At 32.3% G+C, this 25,052-nt stretch carries 17 protein-coding genes; 12 read left to right on the top strand and 5 right to left on the bottom strand.

Annotated elements, in window-relative coordinates; genetic code table 11:
* Positions 1–110 precede the first annotated feature (110 nt).
* The gene (locus KQA_RS0204720) at positions 111–1,727 is read left to right on the top strand and encodes an ABC-F family ATP-binding cassette domain-containing protein (protein WP_010178621.1); all 1,617 of its coding nucleotides are present in this window, start codon (positions 111–113) and stop codon (positions 1,725–1,727) included.
* Positions 1,728–2,117: 390 nt separating this feature from the next.
* Here KQA_RS0204720 and KQA_RS0204715 read toward each other — a convergent pair whose 3' ends face one another.
* Complete coding sequence (locus tag KQA_RS0204715; protein WP_010178619.1) at positions 2,118–5,222, bottom strand: peptidase; 3,105 nt, start codon at positions 5,220–5,222, stop codon at positions 2,118–2,120.
* Positions 5,223–5,633: 411 nt separating this feature from the next.
* Here KQA_RS0204715 and KQA_RS0204710 point away from each other — a divergent pair, with 411 nt between their 5' ends.
* The 11 genes from KQA_RS0204710 (at position 5,634) to KQA_RS0204655 (ending at position 20,711) form a co-directional block, all read left to right on the top strand.
* Complete coding sequence (locus KQA_RS0204710) at positions 5,634–6,473, top strand: ABC transporter ATP-binding protein (protein ID WP_010178617.1); 840 nt, start codon at positions 5,634–5,636, stop codon at positions 6,471–6,473.
* Positions 6,474–6,483: 10 nt separating this feature from the next.
* Positions 6,484–7,284 (top strand): hypothetical protein, encoded by an 801-nt coding sequence (locus KQA_RS0204705; RefSeq protein WP_010178615.1) that lies wholly within the window; start codon positions 6,484–6,486, stop codon positions 7,282–7,284.
* Positions 7,281–7,667, top strand: a complete 387-nt coding sequence (locus KQA_RS0204700; protein WP_010178612.1) for a GntR family transcriptional regulator — start codon at positions 7,281–7,283, stop codon at positions 7,665–7,667. Before KQA_RS0204705 ends, KQA_RS0204700 begins: the two co-directional genes overlap by 4 nt.
* Positions 7,654–8,310: a hypothetical protein gene (locus tag KQA_RS0204695; protein ID WP_010178611.1), complete on the top strand. Its 657-nt coding sequence runs from the start codon at positions 7,654–7,656 to the stop codon at positions 8,308–8,310. Before KQA_RS0204700 ends, KQA_RS0204695 begins: the two co-directional genes overlap by 14 nt.
* Positions 8,311–8,328: 18 nt before the next feature.
* The gene (locus KQA_RS0204690; RefSeq protein ID WP_010178609.1) at positions 8,329–9,189 is read left to right on the top strand and encodes a TraB/GumN family protein; all 861 of its coding nucleotides are present in this window, start codon (positions 8,329–8,331) and stop codon (positions 9,187–9,189) included.
* 81 nt (positions 9,190–9,270) lie between these two features.
* Positions 9,271–11,259 (top strand): alpha/beta hydrolase family protein, encoded by a 1,989-nt coding sequence (locus KQA_RS0204685; RefSeq protein ID WP_010178607.1) that lies wholly within the window; start codon positions 9,271–9,273, stop codon positions 11,257–11,259.
* Between the two features lie 379 nt (positions 11,260–11,638).
* The gene (locus tag KQA_RS0204680) at positions 11,639–13,186 is read left to right on the top strand and encodes a trypsin-like peptidase domain-containing protein (RefSeq protein WP_010178605.1); all 1,548 of its coding nucleotides are present in this window, start codon (positions 11,639–11,641) and stop codon (positions 13,184–13,186) included.
* A 415-nt stretch (positions 13,187–13,601) separates the two neighbouring features.
* Positions 13,602–17,645 (top strand): carbohydrate-binding protein, encoded by a 4,044-nt coding sequence (locus tag KQA_RS19485; RefSeq protein ID WP_010178603.1) that lies wholly within the window; start codon positions 13,602–13,604, stop codon positions 17,643–17,645.
* A gap of 318 nt (positions 17,646–17,963) precedes the next feature.
* A complete protein-coding gene (locus KQA_RS0204665; protein WP_010178601.1) occupies positions 17,964–19,280 on the top strand; it encodes a dicarboxylate/amino acid:cation symporter in 1,317 nt (438 codons plus the stop codon).
* 33 nt (positions 19,281–19,313) lie between these two features.
* On the top strand, positions 19,314–19,673 hold the full coding sequence (locus KQA_RS0204660) for a hypothetical protein (RefSeq protein WP_010178599.1): 360 nt from the start codon (positions 19,314–19,316) through the stop codon (positions 19,671–19,673).
* Between the two features lie 24 nt (positions 19,674–19,697).
* A complete protein-coding gene (locus KQA_RS0204655; RefSeq protein WP_010178598.1) occupies positions 19,698–20,711 on the top strand; it encodes an FAD:protein FMN transferase in 1,014 nt (337 codons plus the stop codon).
* A gap of 23 nt (positions 20,712–20,734) precedes the next feature.
* On the opposite strand, the gene KQA_RS0204650 is transcribed toward KQA_RS0204655, so the two are convergent.
* The 4 genes from KQA_RS0204650 to KQA_RS0204635 form a co-directional block, all read right to left on the bottom strand.
* Complete coding sequence (locus KQA_RS0204650; RefSeq protein ID WP_010178596.1) at positions 20,735–21,364, bottom strand: NAD(P)H-dependent oxidoreductase; 630 nt, start codon at positions 21,362–21,364, stop codon at positions 20,735–20,737.
* Between the two features lie 13 nt (positions 21,365–21,377).
* Positions 21,378–22,091: a pirin family protein gene (locus KQA_RS0204645; protein ID WP_010178594.1), complete on the bottom strand. Its 714-nt coding sequence runs from the start codon at positions 22,089–22,091 to the stop codon at positions 21,378–21,380.
* A gap of 108 nt (positions 22,092–22,199) precedes the next feature.
* Positions 22,200–24,044 carry a DUF885 domain-containing protein gene (locus tag KQA_RS0204640; RefSeq protein WP_010178592.1) on the bottom strand — a complete coding sequence of 615 codons (1,845 nt, stop codon included), beginning with the start codon at positions 24,042–24,044 and terminating at the stop codon, positions 22,200–22,202.
* A gap of 215 nt (positions 24,045–24,259) precedes the next feature.
* Positions 24,260–25,027 (bottom strand): class I SAM-dependent methyltransferase, encoded by a 768-nt coding sequence (locus KQA_RS0204635; RefSeq protein ID WP_010178590.1) that lies wholly within the window; start codon positions 25,025–25,027, stop codon positions 24,260–24,262.
* Positions 25,028–25,052: the final 25 nt, after the last annotated feature.

The following is a 25,052-nucleotide window of genomic DNA, read 5'->3' as shown; positions in this document are numbered from 1 at the left end:
ATTAGTCTCACTTTTTTTATTTGAGATAGTGTTTAATAAAATTAGATTTATTAAATATCACTAATTATCACATGTTTGTTTATTTTTGCAGCAAATTAAAAAAGTACTCTATGTTATCAGTTTCAAATTTATCCGTACAGTTCGGGAAACGCGTATTGTTTGATGAAGTTAATACACAATTTTCGCAAGGAAATTGTTACGGAATTATTGGTGCCAACGGAGCAGGAAAATCTACATTTTTAAAAATTTTAACGGGTAAGTTAGAAGCTACATCTGGACATGTTCACTTAGAACCAGGTAAACGTATGTCTGTGCTAGAGCAAAATCATTATGCCTATGATGAATATACTGTTTTAGAAACTGTAGTAATGGGAAATAAAGATTTGTATAAAGTAAAATCTGAAATGGACGCCCTTTATGCCGATTATGATGATAAAAATGCTGATCGAATAGGGGAGTTGCAAGTGCAATTTGAAGAAATGAATGGTTGGAATGCCGATAGTGATGCGGCGCAGATGTTATCAAATCTTGGAATAAAGGATGACTTACATTATACCATGATGGCTGATTTGGATGGTAAACAACGTGTTCGTGTTTTGATAGCCCAATGTTTGTTTGGAAATCCAGATGTGCTTATAATGGATGAGCCGACCAATGATTTGGATTATGAAACTATCACCTGGTTAGAAAACTTTTTAGCAAATTTTGAAAATACGGTGATTGTAGTATCTCACGACCGTCACTTTTTAGATGCTGTATGTACACATATTTCTGATATTGATTTTGGAAAAATAAATCACTACAGCGGGAACTATACTTTTTGGTATGAGTCTTCACAATTAGCTGCAAAGCAGCGTGCACAACAGAATAAAAAAGCAGAAGAGAAAAAGAAAGAATTACAAGAGTTTATTGCACGTTTTAGTGCCAATGTTGCTAAGTCTAAACAAGCAACATCTCGTAAAAAAATGATTGAAAAGTTAAATGTAGCTGATATTAAACCTTCGAGTAGACGATATCCTGCTATTATTTTTGATCGTGAACGCGAAGCAGGAGATCAAATTTTAAATATTGAAGGTTTAGCAGCAAGCCAAGATGGGGAGGTGTTATTTAAAAATATCGATCTTAATTTGGCAAAAGGAGATAAAGTTGTTATTTATTCAAAAGATTCAAGAGCGGCTACCGCTTTTTACGAAATTATTAATGGAAAACTAAAAGCTGATGCTGGTGAGTTTGCTTGGGGAGTTACTACCACACAAGCCTATTTACCACTAGATAATAGTGAATATTTTGATAATGAATTAACACTTGTAGATTGGTTGCGCCAATGGGCTAAAACGGAAGAAGAACGTGAAGAGGTTCATATCCGTGGATTCCTTGGAAAAATGATTTTTAGTGGAGAGGATGCTTTTAAAACATCAAATGTATTATCTGGAGGGGAAAAAGTACGTTGTATGCTTTCGCGAATGATGATGACCAGAGCTAATGTATTAATGTTAGATGAACCAACAAATCACTTAGATTTGGAATCTATTACAGCATTCAACAATTCATTAACAAATTTTAAAGGAACGGTGCTTTTAACAACACATGATCATGAATTTGCTCAAACTGTTGGTACTAGAGTAGTGGAACTAACACCTAATGGAGTAATCGATCGTTATGCTACTTTTGATGAGTATATGAATGATCCAAAAATAAAAGAGATGAGACAGAAAATGTATAATTAATAAAATCAGTTATACATACTCAATAAGTATTAAAAGGTTATAATTTGATTTTATAACCTTTTTTTGTGCTTAAATTCAAGTATAAAGTTATACGATTTTTGGATAAATATTTCGCATATATCTTGTTTCTTTTTTACAATTCATACGTTAAAAAATTGAAACAATAACTAAGGCTATTTTTCTCTCCCTTCAAGCATCAACGGGCTCATCACTATAGTGCAGTCCTGTCTTTAACTAGTAAAAAATAATTCAACATATGCATACGAAATATTTATCCGCAAATCGTAAAACATTTTTAGTAGGAATGCTAACGTTAAAAACTGTGTAAATAAAAAAGACTGCCTTTTCAGACAGCCTCTTTTTCTTTTTTTATATTAAAGTTTTACTCTTTTAGTGTGGTAAGGTAACTATTTGAATATTTTTAGACCAACCAGCTCCATTTACTATTAAGAAATAGTTTTCGGAAACTTTAAAATTACAATGTTCTCCTAAGTTTATAGAAATTTCATTACAGCCTTTGTTAAGAAGTATTTCTTTTAAAGGTCCAATTATATTACCATCCATTTTATAAAAGGCATAACTAACAGTTTGTGTTTCTTGGATAGAAATATTTACAGTTAAATCACCTGTAGCCGAAATTGGATTAGGGAATGCAGTAACCTGGTATACCTCTTTAGTACAAGGATCAATTTTTTCACTTACGTTTACAGTAATATCATAATTAGCAGAACAATTTCCTTTAGTTATAGTAACAGTGTAGGTAGTTGTTTCGGTAGGAGTAACTATTTTAGTACTATTAGTATCCCCGTCATTCCATAAATATGTATCTCCTCCTGTAGCTTCAAGTGTTGTAGATTCTCCTTCTTCAATAGTTGTATTTGGAGTAAGGGTGATATCTTTTAATGAATCTTCAACTAAAATTTCAACTACTTGTCTAATAGCGTCACATCCATTTTTAGTGGCATTAAGGAATATCCAAGCATCTTTGGTAGGACTAACAGTAATAGATTGGGTAGTTTCTCCAGTAGACCAAGCATAGGTGTCAGCTTCCGTAGCTGTAATAACTACTTCTTCACCCAAGCAAATAATAATATCTATAGGACCATCAATAGTAACATCTGCTACATTTACGTTAACAGTAGCTTCTGCAGTAGCAGTACACCCTTGTTGGTTAGTCAATGTTACAGAATAGTTAGTTGTTTTATTAGGGCTTACTTCAATAGAAGGAGTAGTTTCTCCAGTAGACCAAAGTACGCTTCCTTCACCAATAGCAGTTAGTGTAGTAGAGTCTCCTTTACAAATTTCTTGATTTTCAACAGTTACAGTTGGGTTGCTTACTAAAATTTCAACTACTTGTCTAATAGCGTCACATCCATTTTTAGTGGCATTAAGGAATATCCAAGCATCTTTGGTAGGACTAACAGTAATAGATTGCGTAGTTTCTCCAGTAGACCAAGCATAGGTGTCAGCTTCCGTAGCTGTAATAACTACTTCTTCACCCAAACAAATATTAATATCTATAGGACCATCAATAGTAACATCAGCTACATTTACGTTAACAGTAGCTTCAGCAGTAGCAGTACACCCTTGTTGGTTAGTCAATGTTACAGAATAGTTAGTTGTTTTATTAGGGCTTACTTCAATAGAAGGAGTAGTTTCTCCAGTAGACCAAAGTACGCTTCCTTCACCAATAGCAGTTAGTGTAGTAAAGTCTCCTTTACAAATTTCTTGATTTTCAACAGTTACAGTTGGGTTGCTTACTAAAATTTCAACTACTTGTCTAATAGCGTCACATCCATTTTTAGTGGCATTAAGGAATATCCAAGCATCTTTGGTAGGACTAACAGTAATAGATTGGGTAGTTTCTCCAGTAGACCAAGCATAGGTGTCAGCTTCCGTAGCTGTAATAACTACTTCTTCACCCAAGCAAATAGTAATATCTATAGGGCCATCAATAGTAACATCAGCTACATTTACGTTAACAGTAGCTTCTGCAGTAGCAGTACATCCTTGTTGATTAGTCAATGTTACAGAATAGTTAGTTGTTTTATTAGGGTTTACTTCAATAGAAGGAGTAGTTTCTCCAGTGGACCATACTACATTTCCTTCACCAATAGCAGTTAAAGTAGTGGTGTCACCTAAACAAATTTCTTGATTTTCAACAGTTACAGTTGGATTACTTACATCAATAATAACTTCTTCACTAAGGGAGCAATTTCCTTTTGTCGCTGTTACTGAGTAAGTGGTTGTTTGATTAGGGGTCACTTCAATTGTTTTTGTAGTTTCTCCTGTAGACCATAAAATATTTCCTTCACTAATTGCTGTAAGACTTGTAGTTTGACCTAAACAAATGCTTTGATTTTGAACAAAAATGGGATCAAGAGTAATTTTTTCGTTTTTTATAACATATGTTCCTAATGATACAGGACAGTTATTATCTCCCCATTTAGTGATTACTGTGTATTCCCCTTCGGTTAAATTATCAAAAGTATATGAACCTAATTTATCTGATACCGATATAAAATTAGCTCCATTGTCAATTGAAAATTGTAGGTGCGTACGATTTGAAAAACCTTTAAAATTTAATGTTATTTTTCCTTTTTCAGAAATACAATCAATATTTGTTACTTTTACTTCAGCATCTGGAATTTCTCTAGCGTGAATATCGACTACATTTGAATAAAGATATTTATGGCTATTTTTTGCTTTTGCAGCTCTTCGGTACCATTTTGATCCTACATGAGCAAATTCTGGTAAATAATGAATGTTATTAGCACCATGAATATTTTGCCACTGCCCTTCCATATCAGTTTTTACTTGCCATTGATAAATTGGAGTATTACCCTTTTTTGTTTGTGCAGTTGTTCCAATAAATTTATTAGGTTGAAAGGCTCCACAAAAGGCTTGGGTGCTTTTTATTTTTCCAGCATTAGTAATAACATCAAATGAGGTATATGGGGTTTGTATTATTTTAATTGAGAACTTTTCCCATGGACCAATATGTTTACGATTACAGGTCAAAGGTTTTTTTCCATTTTCAGAAGAAACAAATCTTCCATTGGTTCCTTTTAATGCATAATTACCATCTCTTAATTTTATAATACGGAATTTTTCCCACCATCCTATAAATTTTCTGTTGGCAGTCATGAATTTTTTTCCATTTTCGGAGGAAATGTATCGACCATTATTTCCTTTTAGAGCAATCATTCCATTGCCAGCATTTACTATTTTAAATTTTTCCCAATGACCGATTTTGTTTCTATTGCTTGTAATAGGTTTTACTCCATTTTCTGAAGAAATATACCTACTATTGTTAGATTTTAATGCAATAACCGCATGAATTGGTATTTTGTGAAATGTTTTAGAACTTTCGGGGTTTTCACTTTTAGCATTAGCAGAAAAAGAAGTGAAAGAATGAAATAAGAGTAATGTTAGAATTATTCGAACTACTCTGTAGGGCTTAAAAATTGATTTTTTAACGTTGTTTAGTTTCATAAATAAAAAAATATAGTGTATTAAAATTGGTTTTGTAAATGTTTTTTTTGTGATTATTAGTTATTTACGCAAGCGAATTTACTTACAAAAAGCAGTTATTTCTAAAATAAAAGTTAAAAAAACACCAAAAAACGTTAAAGAGTTTAAAAAAATCTTTTAAATGTGCATTTTAGTTTGTATTTTATAAAATTAATCTCTTCTAATTCTACATATTTAAAAATTTTCGATACTTATACTCATCCTTTCAAAAGAAATTGATTTGTTTTTTTGGTCAGTTTCACATGTTTCAAGTGGTATAATTGCTTTAAGGTATTTTTATGTCCACAATAAAAAAAATAGTTCAACTATTTGGTTATAAGTGTAATTTGTTTTTTATTTGCAGTGTACTAGTAATCTAATACACTAAGAAAAATGATCACATTTAAAGATTATCACTTTTATTATAAAAAAGATAAGCCTTTGTTTCGGCAGTTTAATTTTGAATTAGATAAGGGGAAGGTTTATGGTTTGTTTGGCGAGAATGGGAGTGGAAAAACCACTTTGTTAAATGCTATATGCGGACTTAATTTTCCTAAAAAGGGAGCGCTTCTGGTAAATAATTTTAAACCGAAGGAGCGTCGCCCACAATTTTTAAAGGATGTGTTTTTTGTGCCCGATAGTATAAAGCTACCCAAAGTTAAAAAGAATTATTTCTTAGCCATTTATTCCGTGTATTATCCTAATTTTTCTCATGCAGACTTTAATCATTATTTAAAAGCTTTTGCAATTGCCGACAATGAAAAGCCTTATGAGTTATCATTTGGGCAACAAAAAAAGTTTTATTTGGCTTTTGCATTGGCCTGTAATACTAGCTTGATATTAATGGATGAGCCTACAAATGGGTTAGATATTCCTTCTAAAAATCAATTCAGAAAAATTTTAGCTTCGTTTATGAATGATGAAAAAACCATTATTATTTCGACACACCAAGCAAGGGATTTAGAACAAGTAATTGATCATATTTTAGTGCTTACTAAAAATGAATTATTAGTAAATCAAAGTGTATATGAAATTACTGATAAAGTAGCTTTTAATTTTTATTCGAGTAAGCCAGTGTATATGGATCATGTAGTTATGTGTGAAGAAACCATTGGGGGTTATAAAGTAATGGAAAAAAATACCGAGCAAGTTCAGACAGAGTTGGATATTGAGCAGCTAGTCAATGCTTGCTTTTTAGCGCCGGATATGATTAAAAAAAGTTTAAAAAATTAAAAGAAAGAAAATGAACAATATATTTAATTTAAAAAGATTTTTAAATCTTTTTAGGCAACTGTATTACGAAAAAGGGAAAAGTTTGTTATTAGGCTTCGGATTGTTGGTATTGATAAGTTCTTTTATTATGAGTACCGCGGTATTTGAACCTGAAGTTTATTTTGTGTTCAGGTGGGCAGTATTAGGTTTGGTGGTTTTTGGAGGGGTACATTTATTTGCCTATATATTGTTTAAACAAACTTTTAAAGATGATGAAAAAATCGCTTCATTATTAACGCTACCAAACTCAAATTTTGAAAAATGGTTTTTTCAAAGTATTTGTGTAGTTATAGTAAGCTTTAGTGTACTGTTATTAACCTTTAAAGGTTTGGAAATAGCATTATTTTATGTGTTAGAAAATTACAGTATAGATAAGTATTTATTATTACCTGAAACGTATTTACCCATAGAACATTATAAGAATGAAGTGTTAGTTTTTTTAATTATAACATATGTATCCTGCATTTATTATATGTTTGATTTGAGTCAAGGAAGTATAAATAAAAGAATTAAAATTTGGATTTACCCTACTATTTTTTTTGCTTTAAATTTTTTGTTAAAATACCTTTTCTTTAAAGATATTCTAGCAAAAAGTTCATGGTTTCAATATCCGTTTACAGATTTTTTCTTTAAAAATGAGTCTGAAAAGTATGAAGATTATTTAGTGACTACTGGTTTAAGTCCAACAGAAATTGTGACCTATATACTATTGCCAATACTGTTACTATCATTAGCTATTTATTATTTCAAATTAAAAGAGAAAGAGGTATGAGTGCGCCATTCAAAAAAAACACCTCTATTTATTTGCAAATAGCCGAAAGTATTTGTGATAAAATTCTTTTAAAGGAATATTTAGAAGAAGAAAAAATTCCAAGCATACGTGATATGGCTGTTAAATTAGAAGTTAATCCAAATACAGTGCAACGGTCTTATGAATGGTTGCAACAAAATGAAATTATTTTTACTAAAAGGGGATTAGGCTATTTTGTTTCAGAAAAAGCAACAACTAAAGTTATGGAAATAAAAAGAAATCAATTTGTAGAACATGTATTACCTAATGTGTTTAAAAATATGGAATTATTACAAATTGATATGAATCAATTTGAAGAGCGATTTACAAATTATTTAAAGAATAAAGCGAATGAAAATAAGTAACCTATTAATACTGATTTTGACGGCATTTATTTGTGCTGCTTTGCTATATGAAAAAGTAGTATTGAAATCTGCATACGAAAAAATAGACAAGAGTTCTCGTTTTGGACAATATGACTATACAAATGAATATGACCATTTTTCACACGTAGTAGTTAATGGGAATAATCAAGGCTTGGTAAGTTTTTATCAAAAAGGAACTAGCTTAATGAAATATAAAGATAACATGAAAGGGAAGTTTATATCAAGAATAACTAATGATACGCTTTATTTAGATTTTGATAAAAGTCTGACTGCAAATTTAATAAAACTTAATCGTTATAAGCGAATAGTTGTTTTTTATGATACACTTAAGTCAATAAAATTTACAAATTCTAATATTTATATTCATGCAAATGAATTAAAAACATTAAAGGCTAATGGCAAGGGGGTAAGTGATTTTTGTTTACACGGAAATAAAGTAGATAGTTTAATTTACCATACTTCGGATAAAAACACATCGCATTTTAATTATGGAGAGCCTTCGCATATTGACAATCTAATAATTAAGGCAAGTGGTGATAGTAGAACTTTTTTGAAAAATATTATAAGCAAAAAAGATGTTATCACTAAATCAGGTAATGCCTTTGTTAATTACAATAAATAATTTAAAAACTCACAAATCATGAAAAAACTCATTTTAACATCAATTACATTTTTAAGTCTTATAGTTTCTGGTCATGCGCAAAGCCATGTTTGGGAAGTAAGTAAGGGGGACAATAAATTATATTTGGGAGGAACGATTCATGCGTTACGATCGACAGACTTTCCGCTTCCTAAAGCCTATGATCAAGCTTTTGAAAAAGCAGACGCTTTGGTTTTTGAAACGGATATGGATGCGCTAAAAGATCCAGAGGTTGTTCAAAAAATGATGACCCAGGGTGTTTATGCAGACGGAAGTACACTTGAAACTAAATTAAAACCCGAAACTTATGCCGAGTTCAAAAAAGTTTGTGAAACCATGAACATACCCGTAGGCATGGTGCATACATTTAAGCCCTTTATGGCTGTAACTATGATTAGCATGCAAAAGTTAATGCAATTAGGTTTCCAACCCGGAGGAATTGATCAATTTTATTTTGATAAAGCAACTACAGCTCAAAAGAAAAAATTATATTTTGAAACTCCAGATGAGCAAATTACAGCATTATTAACTTCTGGCGAAGGTAATGAAGATGCTTTGATATTGAAATCATGTGACGATTTAAAAAATCTAGAAACCATGATTAATGGAATGATTGAAGCATTAAAGAGTGGAAATACAACAGTTTTAACAAAAGAAGCTTTAAGAACTCAAAAAGAATATCCAAGCGTATACAAAACCTTGTTAAAAGATCGTAATGACAAGTGGTTGGCAAAAATTCCAAGCTATGTAGATTCAAAAGAAGTGGAACTTATATTGGTCGGCGCGTTACATTTATATGGTAACGATGGATTATTGGAACAATTAAAAAAACAAGGCTACCAAGTAACAGCGCTTAATTAAAGCTTTTTTATTTTTCTTATTTACAGAAGGAGCAAAAACAATAAAAAAAACATTCTTAACTAAATTGTAAATCAATATATTATGAAAAAAGTAATTATTGGACTGGGATTGCTATGTGTATTTCAAGTAGGGAATGCTCAGGAAACAACGAAAGAATTACCGGGTAAACCAGCATTAGTTTCTTCAGAAGAAACTTTAGCAAAATTAGCTGCTGCCGAAAAAGGAGATTACAAGTATACAGTAGAAGATTATTTTAAAAAACCAGCGCAAAGTGAATTTCAACTTTCTCCAAATGGAAATTATTTGTCATACCGTCAACGTGATACTAATGGAAAAAGACATGTGTTTATAAAAGACATTAATACCAAAAAGACAACTTTAGTACTAAAGGAAACCGAAGATTTGATTCGTTACTATGGTTGGGCAAATAATAATCGTTTGTTATACATTAAAGATAATGCAGGGGATGAGAATCATCATTTGTATGCTGTAGATATTAATGGGGAGAATGATAAAGAATTAACACCATTTAAAGGTGTGAAAGTGTTATTTCAAAATGAATTACCAGATCAGGAGGATTATGTGATCATTTTAATGAATAAAACGAATCCACAAATATTTGAACCTTTTAAAATTAATATAAAAACTGGCGCATTAGAAAAATTGTTCGAAAATACGGATATGTTTAACCCCGTTGATGAATATTATTTTGATAAAAATGGAGATTTAAAAGCCTATTCCCGAAAAGAACAAGTAACAGAAAAAGTATTGTATTATCGTAGTTCAAAAGATGAAGCATTCGAAAAAGTAATTCAAACTAATTGGAATCAAAACTTTTATATGCTTGATTTTGATCATACAGGGAAGTATCCTAATGGTGCTTATATGATTTCGACATTGGAAACTGATACCAATGAGGTGGTGTTATATGATTTAAAAGAAAAAAAGGTAATCAAAAAAATGTTTCATAATGCAACTTTTGATGTAAGCTCTTGGAGGTATTCTAAAAAAAGAAACTATGAAATTGATTTTTTTTATTATAATGGTGAAAAACAAGTGTATGTTCCGGTAAGTGAGACCTATAAAAAAATGCATCAACGTTTTACTTTGGAATTTCCAGATAAAGAATATCAAATTACAAGTGTTACTAAAAATGAAGATAAATACTTGCTTTATATAACAAGTGATAAGTTATATGGCACGTATTATTTTTACGATCAACAAAAAGACACTATTGAAGAATTGTTCAATTTAATGCCACAGCTAAAACCAGTTGAGATGGCAGAAATGAGACCTATAAAATTTAAAAGTCGTGATGGTCTGGATATATATGGATACCTAACCATACCAAAAGAGATTGAGAATAAAAAAGTTCCTCTAATAATAAACCCACATGGAGGACCATATGGTCCAAGAGATTTATGGCGATTTAATCCAGAGACTCAATTATTTGCAAGTAGAGGATATGCAACACTTCAAATTAATTATCGCGGTTCTGGAGGTTATGGTAAAAAGTTTTTTACGGCAGGTTTTAAACAAATTGGAAGGAAAATGTTGGATGATTTGGAGGATGGAGTTGCCTATGCTAAAAGTTTAGGGTTTATTGATGAAACCAAAGTCGCTATTTATGGAGGAAGTTATGGTGGTTGGGCAGCACTTGGTGGTTTGGTAAAAACACCAGATTTATATACATGCGCTGTGGACTATGTAGGGGTTTCAAATTTGTTCACAGTTTTTAAATCGTTTCCAGTGTATTGGAAACCCTATTTAAAACAGATGTATGAAATGATGTATGATCCAGAAAACCCAGAAGAAGTTGAAATAATGAAAGCAATATCACCGGCCTTAAATGCAGATAAAATAACAAAACCTTTATTTGTAGTACAGGGGTCAAATGACCCAAGAGTGAATATAGATGAATCGGATCAAATAGTTGAAAATTTACGAAAACGAAATTTTGATGTGCCCTATATGGTAAAATATAACGAAGGACATGGCTTTAGTCATGAGGAGAATCAAATTCATTTTTATAAGACCATGATGGGTTTTTTTGCGCAGAATTTGAAGTAATATAGGTGTCATTTCTATTTAAAAAATAAAACCAAGATTTACTCTTGGTTTTATTTTTAGTAATGTAGGTAAGCGCACTTGTAGTTATTCGTTGTTGATTATAAATACATATAGGATTTTGTTTTAGTTCTTAATAATTTGTAGGAAAAAATAGGTGGATTATAGTATACTATTAAAAAAAATAAGATGTTATTTTGTATAGTTATTGGTTGTAAGTGATTATTTGATAAATGGAGTTTAAAATCTTTTTTTATTAAGAAAGGTTAATTAAAAAACTTGAAACGTAATTTTAAATAGAATTTTTAGTTTATAATCATTTAGTTTAATTAACATAATGCCAAAAACTACTGTAGTTTTTTTGTTTTGAGATTGTTGATATATGTTGAATAATAGAGTCCTTTTTGTAATAGTTATTTTTTTTAACCTTTTATTAGATCAAGGGGAAATAATTGCGCAGAATGAGGATCAAAATGAGGTGAGTTTAGAGTCTGATGATGCGTTTATATTTGGAGCTGTTCAAAAAGTAAACTATAACCCAGTAAATTCGGGTACTTGGGAATTAACATCTAATGGAGATAGAATTTGGAGATTTGAGGTAAAACGTGATGGAGCTACCTCATTAAATTTAGTATTTGATAAATTGTATATACCCAAAGGAGGGATACTTACTTTGAGTACTCCTAATCAAAAAGAGATAATTACATATACACATAAGGAAAGTCCAAGGTTAGAAAAGTTGGGTACATGGCTTTTAAAAGGAGATCAAATACTACTTGAATATTTTGAGCCCAAAGCTATAAAGGGTGGCACTAAAATTAATATATGTCAAGTTGTTAATGGTTTTAAAAAGTTAGCTTCAACAAGTTCAAAGGCAAAAGCAGTCAGAGTAGATGAGTGCGATATTGATGCCATGTGTGATAGTGATAGTGAGGAAATTAATACGTTAAAAGAAAGACTAATTCATTCTGTGGTATTAATTAATACGGGATTTAGCTTTTGTACGGGTACTTTAATAAATAATACACGTGGAGATCGTAAATTATACTTATTAACAGCAAATCATTGCATAGGGAGTACAGATCCAGCTTTTTGGTCATTCAGATTTAATTTTTTTAATGATGCTCAAGTTTGTGCCGATCCAGATTTTGAGACATTTTCAGAGTTTCAGGTTATTAATGGAGCCAAAATTTTAGCTCGAAATGCTAAAACTGATGTTGCTTTATTAGAATTGAATGGTACAGTGGATCCCGATTGGAATTTAGAGTGGGCTGGTTGGAATAATAAAAATGAAATCCCAGAGTTGAGCTTTGGATTGCATCATCCAGCTGGAAACCCTACTAAATTAGCGGTGGATTATCATGACTTAATTTCTGAGGAAATAGAGTTTAGAGAGGAACAAACAAAAGTATGGACATTAGATCCTGATTTTGGTGGATGGGATTTAGGTATTACCACCCAAGGGTCTTCGGGCTCTGCTTTGTTTAATGAGAAAGGAGAAATCATAGGTCAATTGCTTGGAGGGAATGCCAGGTGTTTGGAAAGTTTTGATAATGATAGACAGGATCATTACGGCAGGCTTACTGAATCCTGGGACATTAGTTCAAATCCTGCAGAATCCTTAAAGACATGGTTAGATCCAGATAATACCAATGCAGAAACATTAGGAATGCTTTCAAAGGAAAAACCATTCAATAGTGATTCTATTAAAATATTCCCCAATCCAATAGCTGATAAAACATTGTTTTTAGATCAGTTTATTCAAGGCGGATTTAAAATATATAATATGCAAGGAGTTAATCTTCTTCAAAAAGAACACATTTTTTTTACAAGTATTGATATATCTTCATTAGCAATAGGGCATTATTTAATAGAATTTTTTGACGAGAAAGGACAGAAAGCGGTAAAGCGTTTTGTGAAAATAAATTAGTTCTTTTTTTACTACATCACATTTAATGTCCAAAAAATATCCAACTAGATTTTAACACATCAAGTTGGTATCAATTCAAGGATAAATTTTAGTTTACTTTTCCTCCCACTATGCAGGTTCTATAATGAATACTGTCAGCCTTAGTCTAGCCCAATTAGCGTTGACGTAAGTTGCTATAACTACAAAAAACCACTTTTTTGGATAAAGTGCAATGCTTGTAAGTATTGAAAAATTGACAATTTTTTTTGTATTGGGTTAAATTTAAAAAAAATCTCGATGAACACCTCTTTTTCTGTTTTATAGAGGTTTCATTTTTTTGTGTGTACTAACAATCTTACATCACAAAAAAAACGTATGCCTAATACCTATTTTAGCAACATTGAAAACTAATTATACAAGTTAATTAAGCTCATATATGAAAAAGACTAAACACATTAACAAAATTAAATTCTTATCCATTGCAGTAATGGGTGTAGGCTTTGTGGGTTCTGCCCAAAAAGATTGGGATAATATTCCAGTACCTGCAAATGCTGGCGAAGGTCAGCAGTGGGAATTACAAGAGGATACCTCAGATGATTTCAATTATAAATTTGATGCGGTTAACCGAAGAACAAATTTCGGAGATGGAAAGTGGTATAATTTTTATCACAATCAATGGGATGGTCCAGGGACAACTTATTGGAAAAACAACCATGTTTCTGTAGAAGATGGAAGTCTTAAATTAACTGCATCGAGATGGAACAAGAATAATCAATCAAATCCTCAATATCCTTATCCTGGAGCTCCAGAAGCTCACAAAATGGGATTACCAAATAATGGGGTAAATTCAGGATGTGTAACATCAAACAGTAAAGTTAAATTTCCTGTATTTGTTGAGTCTGCAATCAGTGTTGCTAATATTGAATTAGCATCGTGTTTTTGGTTGTTAAGTCCAGATGATACACAAGAAATTGATATTATAGAAAATTATGGAGGAGTACCAGGCTTTAACCATGTAACTCATATTAGTCACCATAGTTTTATTAGAAATCCTTTTCATGATTACCAACCAAGAGATTGGAACAGTTGGTGGCCAGATGCACGTGTAAATCCAAATTACGGATGGGGTGACTGGGCATGGAACAACGGAAATAGACGTTTCTTGCGTTTAGGTGTGAATTGGATTAGTCCAAAGCACTTTGAATATTATGTGGATGGAGAAATAGTGAGAGTGTTATATAATGATGCTCTTGCAACTAGAATGAATGGTACATGGGAATACACATATTACAATCAGCAAAATCCTGCAAATACAAGAGATTCTTTTGGTAATAATGTAGGAGGTATGCCTATAAACTATACTTCTGGTAATCGAAATGGTTACTCGCAAGTTACGTTGCATGCTACTTCAGCTGCATTTGACTTTTCTAAATTAGAAGAAGCAAGTAAGGCTTCTAATGGAATTAATGTTGTTGATCCTGGTAAATATCAGAATGGTAGAGGTTTCCATAAGGAGATGGATATTATAATTAATGTAGAGTCTCAAAGTTGGTTAGTATCTAGAGGGCTTACGCCGAGTGATGCAAATCTTCAGGATAAGGGTAGGAATAGTATGTTGGTGGATTGGGTTAGAGTTTATAAGCCAATTAAAGGAGCTAATCAACCAAAACCGCTTGCAGGTGGAACTTTAACAGGAGGTCCATATACGTTTACAGTTGGTGATGGTATAGCAGATAATGTATCTGGAGTGAGTGTTTCAGGAAACCAAGGTCCAAATTCTGGATGGATAGTAACTGACGAAGCATTAAATATATTAGGAACCCCACCAAGTCCAGATAAAGTTAATTTTGACGAAGCTGGAGCTGGAGTTTGTTTAATATGGCATATTTCATACGAAGATGGATTACAAGGCTTAGCAAAAGATGGAAAAATAGCAGACTTAAAAGGAAACTATAAATTATCAACGAATAGTGTAAGAGTTAATAGAAATGCTTTTGTAGCGCCAGTAGTATTAAGTGGAGGAACCTTAACAGGAGGTCCATATACGTTTACAGTTGGTGATGGTATAGTAGATAATGTATCAGGAGTAAGTGTTTCAGGAAATGAAGGTCCAAATTCTGGATGGGTAGTAACTGACGAAGCATTAAATATATTAGGTACACCACCAAGTCCAGACAAAGTTAATTTTGACGAAGCTGGAGCTGGAGTTTGTCTAATTTGGCATATTTCATATGAAGATGGATTAGAAGGTTTGTCTGCAGGTGGAAAAATTGCAGATTTAAAAGGTAAGTATGACTTATCAGATAATAGTGTGACAGTGAACAGAAATCCTTTTGTAGCGCCAGTAGTATTAAGTGGAGGAACCTTAACAGGAGGTCCATACACGTTTACAGTTGGTGATGGTATAGCAGATAATGTATCAGGAGTAAGTGTTTCAGGAAATGAAGGTCCAAATTCTGGATGGGTAGTAACTGACGAGGCATTAAATATACTAGGTACCCCACCAAGTCCAGATAAGGTTAATTTTGACGAAGCTGGTGAAGGAGTTTGTTTAATCTGGCATATATCATATGAAGATGGATTAGAAGGTTTGTCTGCAGGTGGAAAAATTGCAGATTTAAAAGGTAAGTATGACTTATCGGATAATAGTGTAACAGTGAACAGGAATCCTTTTGTAGCACCAGTTACATTAAATGGAGGAACCTTAACAGGAGGTCCATATACGTTTACAGTTGGTGATGGTATAGCAGATAATGTATCAGGAGTAAGTGTTTCAGGAAACCAAGGTCCAAATTTTGGATGGGTAGTAACTGACGAAGCATTAAATATATTAGGAACACCACCAAGTCCAGATAAAGTTAATTTTGACGAAGCTGGTGAAGGAGTTTGTTTAATCTGGCATATTTCATATGAAGATGGATTAGAAGGCTTAGCACAAGGTGGAAAAATAGCAGACTTAAAAGGGAACTATAAATTATCAACGAATAGTGTAAGAGTTAATAGAAATGCTTTTGTAGCGCCAGTAGTATTAAGTGGAGGAACCTTAACAGGAGGTCCATATACGTTTACAGTTGGTGATGGTATAGCAGATAATGTATCAGGAGTAAGTGTTTCAGGAAATGAAGGTCCAAATTCTGGATGGGTAGTAACTGATGAGGATTTAAATATATTAGGTACCCCACCAAGTCCAGATAAAGTTAATTTTGATGAAGCTGGTGAAGGAGTTTGTTTAATCTGGCATATTTCATATGAAAATGGATTAGAAGGATTAAATACAGGTAGTAACATTGCTGATTTAGAAGGAAACTACGATATTTCTGATAATAATGTGAAAGTGTATAGAAATGCATTTACAGGGCCAGTTGATGAAATTCCAGTTGATGCCACGGTTATTCAGGCAGAAGATTATGTAGCAACTGGAGGTCGTTTTGATGGATGGAGAACATATACAACTCATGCAGGAATAGAAGCTATAAACTTTAATCAAACAGGTGATTGGGCAGAGTATACAGTAACTATAAAAGAAAAAGGCTTGTATGACTTAACTTATTTTGTGGGAACTATATTGGATAATACAGCTATTTCATTATATATTGATGGTATTTTTGTAGCTAAGACTGATGTGTATAACAATAAAGATTGGGATACATTTGTGAAGTTACCATTAGCTTCTCCATTTAATATTGGAGTTGGTGAACATACTGTAAGATTAGTTGGTTCGGGTACAAGTAGTACAAAATACGAATGGAACATGGATTATTTTGTAGTTACTAAAGTTGGTGATTTTGTGGAAGCTGATGTTGTGGATATGGATATTGAAGCTGAGTCATTTGTTAAAACAGGTGGTGATTTCAGAGGTGTTAGAAAATATACTACAATTAGAGGGGTAACAGGAACAAATTTTAATCAGACTGGTGACTGGGCTGAGTATAATGTGACTATCCCTAAAACTGGTGAGTATAATGTTACTTATTATATTAGTACTCCAATTAGAGGTGCAGCAATTGAGTTTATTGTTGATGGTAAGTCAATAATGCGTGATGCCGTACCAAATAACAGAAGCTGGGATAGATTTATACCATTACAAGCTAATCAAAAAGTGTTTTTAACTGCTGGTGCTCATACTATTCGATTATTAGGAGCAGGAACTAGTCCAGTGAAATGGGAATGGAATTTAGATCGTTTCAATTTATCTAATGTTGACACTGCAGGTGCTAAAGAATTGGATACTATTAATGCTGATTTAATTAAAATAACACCTAACCCAGTAGTTGATTTCTTTAATGTTATTGGTTTAGAAACAGGTGTTACATTGAATTATGCTATTGTTGACATGTTAGGAGGTATTGTGAAAACGGGTGTAATTGCAAATGATAATAATGAAATTACAGGTTTAAGTGGATTGGCTCAAGGTGTTTACTTTGTGGAAATTTACAATGAATCTGGATTCAAAAAAGTAATTAAAGTATTGAAAAATTAATTTTCAGCATAGTAGTTTCTATACTACTGTTTTATTTACATAACAATTGAGACCAAGGCTTGAAGAAATTCAGGCCTTGGTTTTTTTATGAGATTTTTTTTACCAATAAATTCATTCGAACAACAGTAGTAATGTCTTTGTGATGTGAATAATCGAAGTTGAGGATGGGGTAAATGTGCTCCTTTTAAATAAATGAAAATGAAATATGCCCTATTGTCAATTATTATAATTACAAATTGGTGTAATTTTCAAAGGAGCTAATTGCTTTAAACACTACGTTTTTCATACATTAGTATAACATAAAAAGAATACATTATTATGAAGAAATTAGCATTGCACTGGCAAATAGTAATAGGAATGATTTTAGGGATATTATTTGGAGTGTTAATGACTACATTTAGCGGCGGAGCACAATTTGTTAAAGATTGGATACAACCTGCAGGAACTATTTTTATTCATTTATTAAAATTAATAGCAGTTCCCCTAATTTTAGCATCCTTAATAAAAGGAATATCGGATTTAAAAGATATTTCAAAGTTTAAACGTATTGGAGGACGTACCATTCTTATATACATTGGTACTACAATAATAGCTATTGTTATTGGTTTAGTGCTGGTTAATATACTTAAACCAGGGAATGGAATAACACAGCAAACCATTAATAAATTGACAGAAACTTATGCGAGTGACGCCAAAATAGCAGAGCGTATTTCGGAGGCATCAAATCAAAAAAATGCAAGCCCTTTACAATTTGTGGTAGATATGGTTCCGCAAAATGCATTAGCAGCAATGAGCAATAATAAATTGATGTTACAAGTAATTTTCTTTTCCATTTTTATGGGAATTTGTATGCTTTTAATTCCTGAAAAGGAAAGTAAACCTTTAAAAAAGTTTTTTGATAGTTTAAATAGTGTTATTCTTAAAATGGTCGATGTAATTATGATAAGCGCGCCATATGCTGTTTTTGCATTATTATCAAAAGTTGTAGTAACTGCAGATGATCCCGATATTTTATTGGCATTATTACGTTATGCAGGTGTAGTAGCTTTAGGCTTGTTTTTAATGATAGCCGTGTATATGTTATTAATAACAATTGTAGCAAAAAAATCACCCTTATGGTTTTTAAAACAGATCAGTCCAGCGCAATTATTAGCGTTTTCGACAAGTTCTAGTGCAGCTACATTGCCAGTTACTATGGAAAGGGTAGAGGAGCATGTGGGAGTAGATCAGGAAGTATCAAGTTTTGTACTTCCGGTGGGTGCGACCATTAATATGGACGGGACAAGTTTATATCAAGCGGTAGCTTCTGTATTTATTATGCAGGTTTTATGGCCCGAAGGTTTAACATTTGGGAATCAAATTAGTATTGTGTTAGCTGCCTTGTTGGCTTCAATAGGTTCGGCTGCGGTACCAGGAGCCGGGATGGTTATGTTGGTTATTGTTTTGGAAACGGTAGGTTTTCCTGCGGATCGTTTACCTGTGGGCTTAGCACTTATTTTTGCTGTTGATAGGCCTTTGGACATGTTAAGAACAACCATTAATGTAACCGGTGATGCTACGGTAGCAACTATTGTTGCAAAAAGTGTAGGGAAATTAGGGGAGCCTAAGGTAAAAAATTGGGATGATGAATTGTAGTTGATTTGTTATTAATTGTCGAAATTTGCACTCATGAATAAGGCGTTAACAGAACAAGAATTACACAATTTGGCAATGAATATTGTGGGTAAAGATTTAGAGTCCAAAGGCTATGAGTTTTTGGCTGTGAATAGTAAGCTAAAAAAAGATCCTCAATTTGTAGCTTTAAAAAATAAAAAACTTCATTTTGTATTAGTGCAAGCTGTGACCTATCCCGATGATCCTAATGAATATGATGTAGTGTTTTTTGAAACAATGAAACAGCACGCATTAAAATTTAAAGCACGAACATTTTACGCTCCTGTGGGTTTAGCAAATGCCGATGATTATAATTTACCAGTAACCAATAATGCTGATTACGTGGTTAATTACCCAGGATTTAAAGAAGTTTAAATAATTAGCATATTTAATAATTTAATGAAGAAGATATTTTTTTTGCTATTAGTAGCCATTGTTTTAGTTTCATGCGGAAGCACAACTAAACAGCCTAAGCTTTATAATGAAATTGGGAAAGCATTAGGAACTACTTATTCTATTTTGTACATCGCTCCTAAAAAAAATGAAACTTTAGAAAAAGGATTGGATAGTATTTTTGAAGTAATTAATAATTCGATGAGTACCTATATAGCTACATCAGATATTTCGAAAATAAATAGAGGAGATACTAATGTTAAGGTGGATGATATGTTTGTAGATGTATTTACACTTTCAAAAAAAATACATAAAGTATCTAAGGGTAACTTTGATCCAACTGTGGGAGTATTAGTTAATGCTTGGGGTTTTGGCCCCCAAATGGGAATAAAACAAATGACTCCAAAAGTAGTCGATTCGTTAATGCAATATGTAGGATTTGATAAAGTGGATTTGAAAAACAATAAAAGTATTCAAAAAACAAATCCAAATGTATATTTGGATTTTAATGCCATTGCTAAAGGCTATTGTTTGGATCGAATTGCAGTGTATTTAGATGGTAAAAGCATTGATAACTATTTAATTGAGTTAGGAGGGGAGTTGGTGGCAAAAGGCAGTAAAATTGATAAAAACACACCATGGACTGTGGGGATTGATGATCCAAACCAAACAACTGAACGCACTTTAGTTACTACATTGAAACTAAAGGATAAAGCCATGGCTACTTCGGGTAATTACAGAAAATTTAGAGTAGACAGTTTAACAGGGAAAAAATATGTACATACCATTGACCCATTTACAGGTTACACTAAACCATCTGATATTTTAAGTGCCTCGGTTATTGCGAATAATTGTGCTACTGCCGATGGATATGCGACCTCGTTTATGGCAATGTCATTAGAACAAACAAAGGCTGTGTTAAAAACACAGCCTTTGGATGCTTATATTATTTATAGTGATATTTCGGGAAACCTAAAAACCTACATTACTAGTGGTTTTCAGGCTTTAATTAATGAATAACTCACTAACTATGTTGTGTGTTGTTATATAATTTCAAATAAATCGTCAATAGATTTACGAATTTTGGGGGCATTTGCCGTAGCATCTTCGCCGGAACGATAACCAACAGCAGTAATCACGGCGGCAGATAAATCTTTGGAATCAAGTGCTAAAATATCATTGTATTTTTCAATATCAAAACCTTCCATAGGGCAAGCATCTATTTTTAATTCAGCGCAAGCGGTAAGTAAATTACCCATGGCAATATAGGTTTGTTTTGCTGTCCATACCTTTTGCATATCTTCGGAAAGAGCGCCAATACTATTTTTCATAAAATCACTATATCCTTCTAAGTCTTTAGTGCCAATATTTAGGGATTTTGATTTAAGATTAATGTAATCATCAATATTTTTATCAATTACTTTAGTGTAATTGCAAAAAATGAATATGTGTGAGGCTTCTGTAATTTGAGTTTGTTCCCATGATGCCGGTTTTAACTTTTCTTTAATTTGATCACTTTCAATAATCAATACTTTGTAAAGTTGTAAACCAAATGAAGAAGCTGATAGTTGAATGGCTTCTTTTAGTTTTTTTAAATCGGATTCATTAACTTTTTTGGATGAATCAAATTTTTTAGTAGCATAACGCCACTTTAAGTTTTCGAGTAAATTCATGATTAGTCTATATTTATAAGTCCAAAGGGACTTCCATAATTAGGATGCGATTATCGGTCAGCGATTTTATTTTAAAATCATTGCTATCCCAAATACCATATCCATCTCTTTTATTAAGTTGTTGTTCATTAATAACCACACTTCCTTCTAAAATAAAAACATACACTCCGTTAGTATTATTTTTAAGTTGGTAGTTATCGGTAGTATTTGCATCAAAATCACCTAAGTGAAACCAAGCATTTTGGTGTATCCAAACACCTTGGTCATTTTTGTTAGGGGATAAAATCTGATACCATTTATTTTTAGTTTGAATTTCCTTTATTGAAATTTGATCGTAACGGGGTTCAACATTTTGTTTGTTTGGGATCACCCAAATTTGAAGAAATTCAACAGGAGAATCGGAAGCTTCATTAAATTCACTATGAGAAACTCCGGTACCCGCACTCATTACTTGTACATCCCCCTCTTTGATAATTGCACTATTTCCCATACTATCCATGTGTTTTAAATTTCCATTTAAGGGAATGGATATAATTTCCATATTACGATGTGGGTGTGAACCAAAACCTCGACCTCCAGAAACTATATCATCATTTAGCACTCTGAGTACTCCAAAATTCATTCGCTCTGGGTTATGGTAGTTAGCAAAACTAAAAGTGTGATAACTGTTTAACCATCCATGATTAGCATGCCCACGGGTATTTGCTTTGTGTAGTATGGTTTTCATAGTTAATTTTACTTATAATGGTGTAACATCTAAAGTAATCATATTAACAATCATGGCAAACCGAAGGCCTGCCATGTGTTATTAATAAAATGTTAAATTAGTGTTAGGTTAAGCTTTGCTTGCAATCCAGTCATCTACTAGTTTTTCAAGCACATTTAAAGGAACCGCTCCATTGGTAAGTACTACATCATGATATTCTCTAATATCAAATTTGTCACCAAGTTGTTTTTTTGCGTTTTCACGAAGCTCTAAAATCTTATTCATTCCAATTTTATAGGCAGTAGCTTGACTTGGCATAACAATATGTCGTTCAACCATTTTTATAATATCAAACTCTTCGGTTGGTGTATTATCCTTGTAGTATTTGATGCCTTGTTCACGAGTCCATTTTTTGGCATGAATTCCAGTATCAACCACTAAACGACAAGCACGAAATAACTCCATGGAAAGTCGACCAAAGTCTGAATAAGGATCGTTATAAAAGCCCATTTCTTTAGGTATATATTCGGAATATAATCCCCAACCTTCTACATAAGCAGTATATCCACCTAGTTTTCTAAACATTGGAATATCTTTTAACTCTTGAGCAATAGCAATTTGCATGTGGTGACCTGGGATCCCTTCATGATAAGCTAATGCTTCCATTTCAAATTTAGACATGGATTTAATTTTATACATATTGGCATAATAAATCCCAGGTCTAGAACCATCCATAGCAGGTTGTTGGTAAAAAGCTAAACCAGCCGTTTTTTCTCGGAATGGTTCAACCTGTTTTACTTTGATATCTGCTTTGGGTTTGGTTAAAAATAATTCATCCAATCGGCTTTTCATGCTGTCAATAATATGCACCGCTTTCTCCATATATTGTTCACGTCCTTTATCGGAATCTGCATAGTAGAATTGTTTGCTATCCTGCATAAATTTAAAAAAGCTAGTAAGGTCACCTTTAAACTTTACTTTTTCTTTTATGGCTTTCATTTCACCTTGAATTCGAGCTACTTCTTTTAAACCTAACTCGTGTATTTCATTAGCAGTCATGTTAGTGGTAGTTGTTCTAGCTAAAGCATTATCAAAAAAAGCATTACCATTGGGGAGTTTCCAAACACCAGCATCCGTAGTGGCTTTACTTTCTTGTGATTTTAAAACAGTAATAAGATTTTCATAAGCAGGTTTTACTGATGATAACAAACTTTTTTTAGCATCATCAATAAGTGTGTTTTTTTCATTTTCGGAAAGTTCTAATCCTTTAATTTTATTTGAAAAATCTGCTAAAAGTGTACTTTGTTTATTAGAGGTGTCAAAAGGTTTTCCTTTGGTAATATTTTGACAAGCATCAATAACTTTTGGAAAAATAAACTTTGGAGGAAGTATACCAGCTTTTTCTCTGAGTTGTAATTCAGTAACCAATTGATCAAATAATTTTTTAACTCCTTTTAGTCGTGAAATATAAGCTTCGGCATCTTTTTTTGAGTCTATTAAATGCATGTTGATCAAAAAGGACGGTACTTCGGAATGTGTTCCGAACATTTGATTTACCGGGTAATCATGTAGTCTGTATTTATCATCCGAAATTTCATTTTCAGTTTGTTGTAATGCTAAATTATAGCTTAGAAGTGTGGTTTTATTTAAAGCAGCAGTGTTTACACTATCTTTTAAGTATTGAAGTCTTTTTTTGTTTCTGAGTAGCGCTTCATCTTGAGCTTTTTGAGAAATATCATCCCATTTATCGTTATTTTTCTTTTCACCTAAATAGGTAGATAACATAGGGGATAATTCTTTTTCTATTTCAAACTGTTTTTGAAACCAATTGTTTAATGAGGCCGAAGTTTGAGTAATTTGCTCTTGTGTAATTTCGGGTTCAATAGTTTCTGGACTGTTAGTATTGTTTTTACAGCTAAAAAAAGAAAGTAAAAAAACTACCGATACTAATGAAATGCTACTACTAGTTTTCATAATATAAATAAAGTTATAAATGTTAGTGTTGTATACTATTTTAATACCAAAATTTGAGGATAAGAAAGGTATTTAAAATTAGTATTGGGGAAAGTTATTTTATATTATTTGATATGTAGTTCTTTTTATAAATAACTTAACATTTTAATAGAGAAAAAACCTTACGGAAGTTTAAATTTATTTTTAAATGAAGAGGAAAGGTTTGTTTTTTTACTTTATTTATAGCAAACAGGTATAATTTCTCCTTTTGACAAACGGAATTGATCTATTTGTTGATCACTTAATGTAGCGGTGTAATCGGCTTCGTTTACTCGAAAACCAATATTTCGAAGTTTATCAAAGTAGTCACGGCCATAGATGCGCACATGGTCATATTGTCCAAAAATACGTGTGCGTTCTTTAGGATCGGTAATACTATCATCCTCAAAAGTAGTTGTTCTATTTAAATCTTGAGGAATTTGTAAAATAGCAGTACCTCCGGGTGCAAGGATTCTAAGTAACTCTTGCATGGCTTTGATGTCATTAGGGATATGTTCTAATACATGATTGCACAAAATGAAATCGAATTCATTATCCTTAAAGGGAAGATTACATATGTCTGCTTTTACATCGGCTAAGGGTGAAATTAAATCGGTAGTAGTATATGTTAAGCTTTTAATTTTTTTAAACCGCTTGTGAAAGGCTTGCTCGGGGGCAAAGTGTAATAAACGCTGTGGTTTTGTAAATAAATCAGTTTCGTTTTTTAAATACAACCAAAGTAATCTATGGCGTTCTAATGATAGGGTGGAAGGGGAAAGTACATTTGGTCTAGGGTTTTCATAGCCATAAGGTAAAAAAGTACGAAAGCTTTTTCCATCAATAGGATCAGTATACTTATTTCCTTTTAAAAGGAAACTAAAAATGGGTCTAATATAATAACTGACTCTAATTAAAAAAGGTCGCGGAAAAAGACTTAGTCCTTTTTTGAAAATATACTTAATCATATTTTTTAATCCACCTTGTTGAGGT

This window comes from Aquimarina agarilytica ZC1, from assembly GCF_000255455.1.
In the GTDB taxonomy this organism is placed as follows: Bacteria; Bacteroidota; Bacteroidia; order Flavobacteriales; family Flavobacteriaceae; genus Aquimarina; species Aquimarina agarilytica.
Note: the sequence above shows the minus strand (reverse complement) of the source record. Positions and strands in the feature narration are given on the sequence as shown.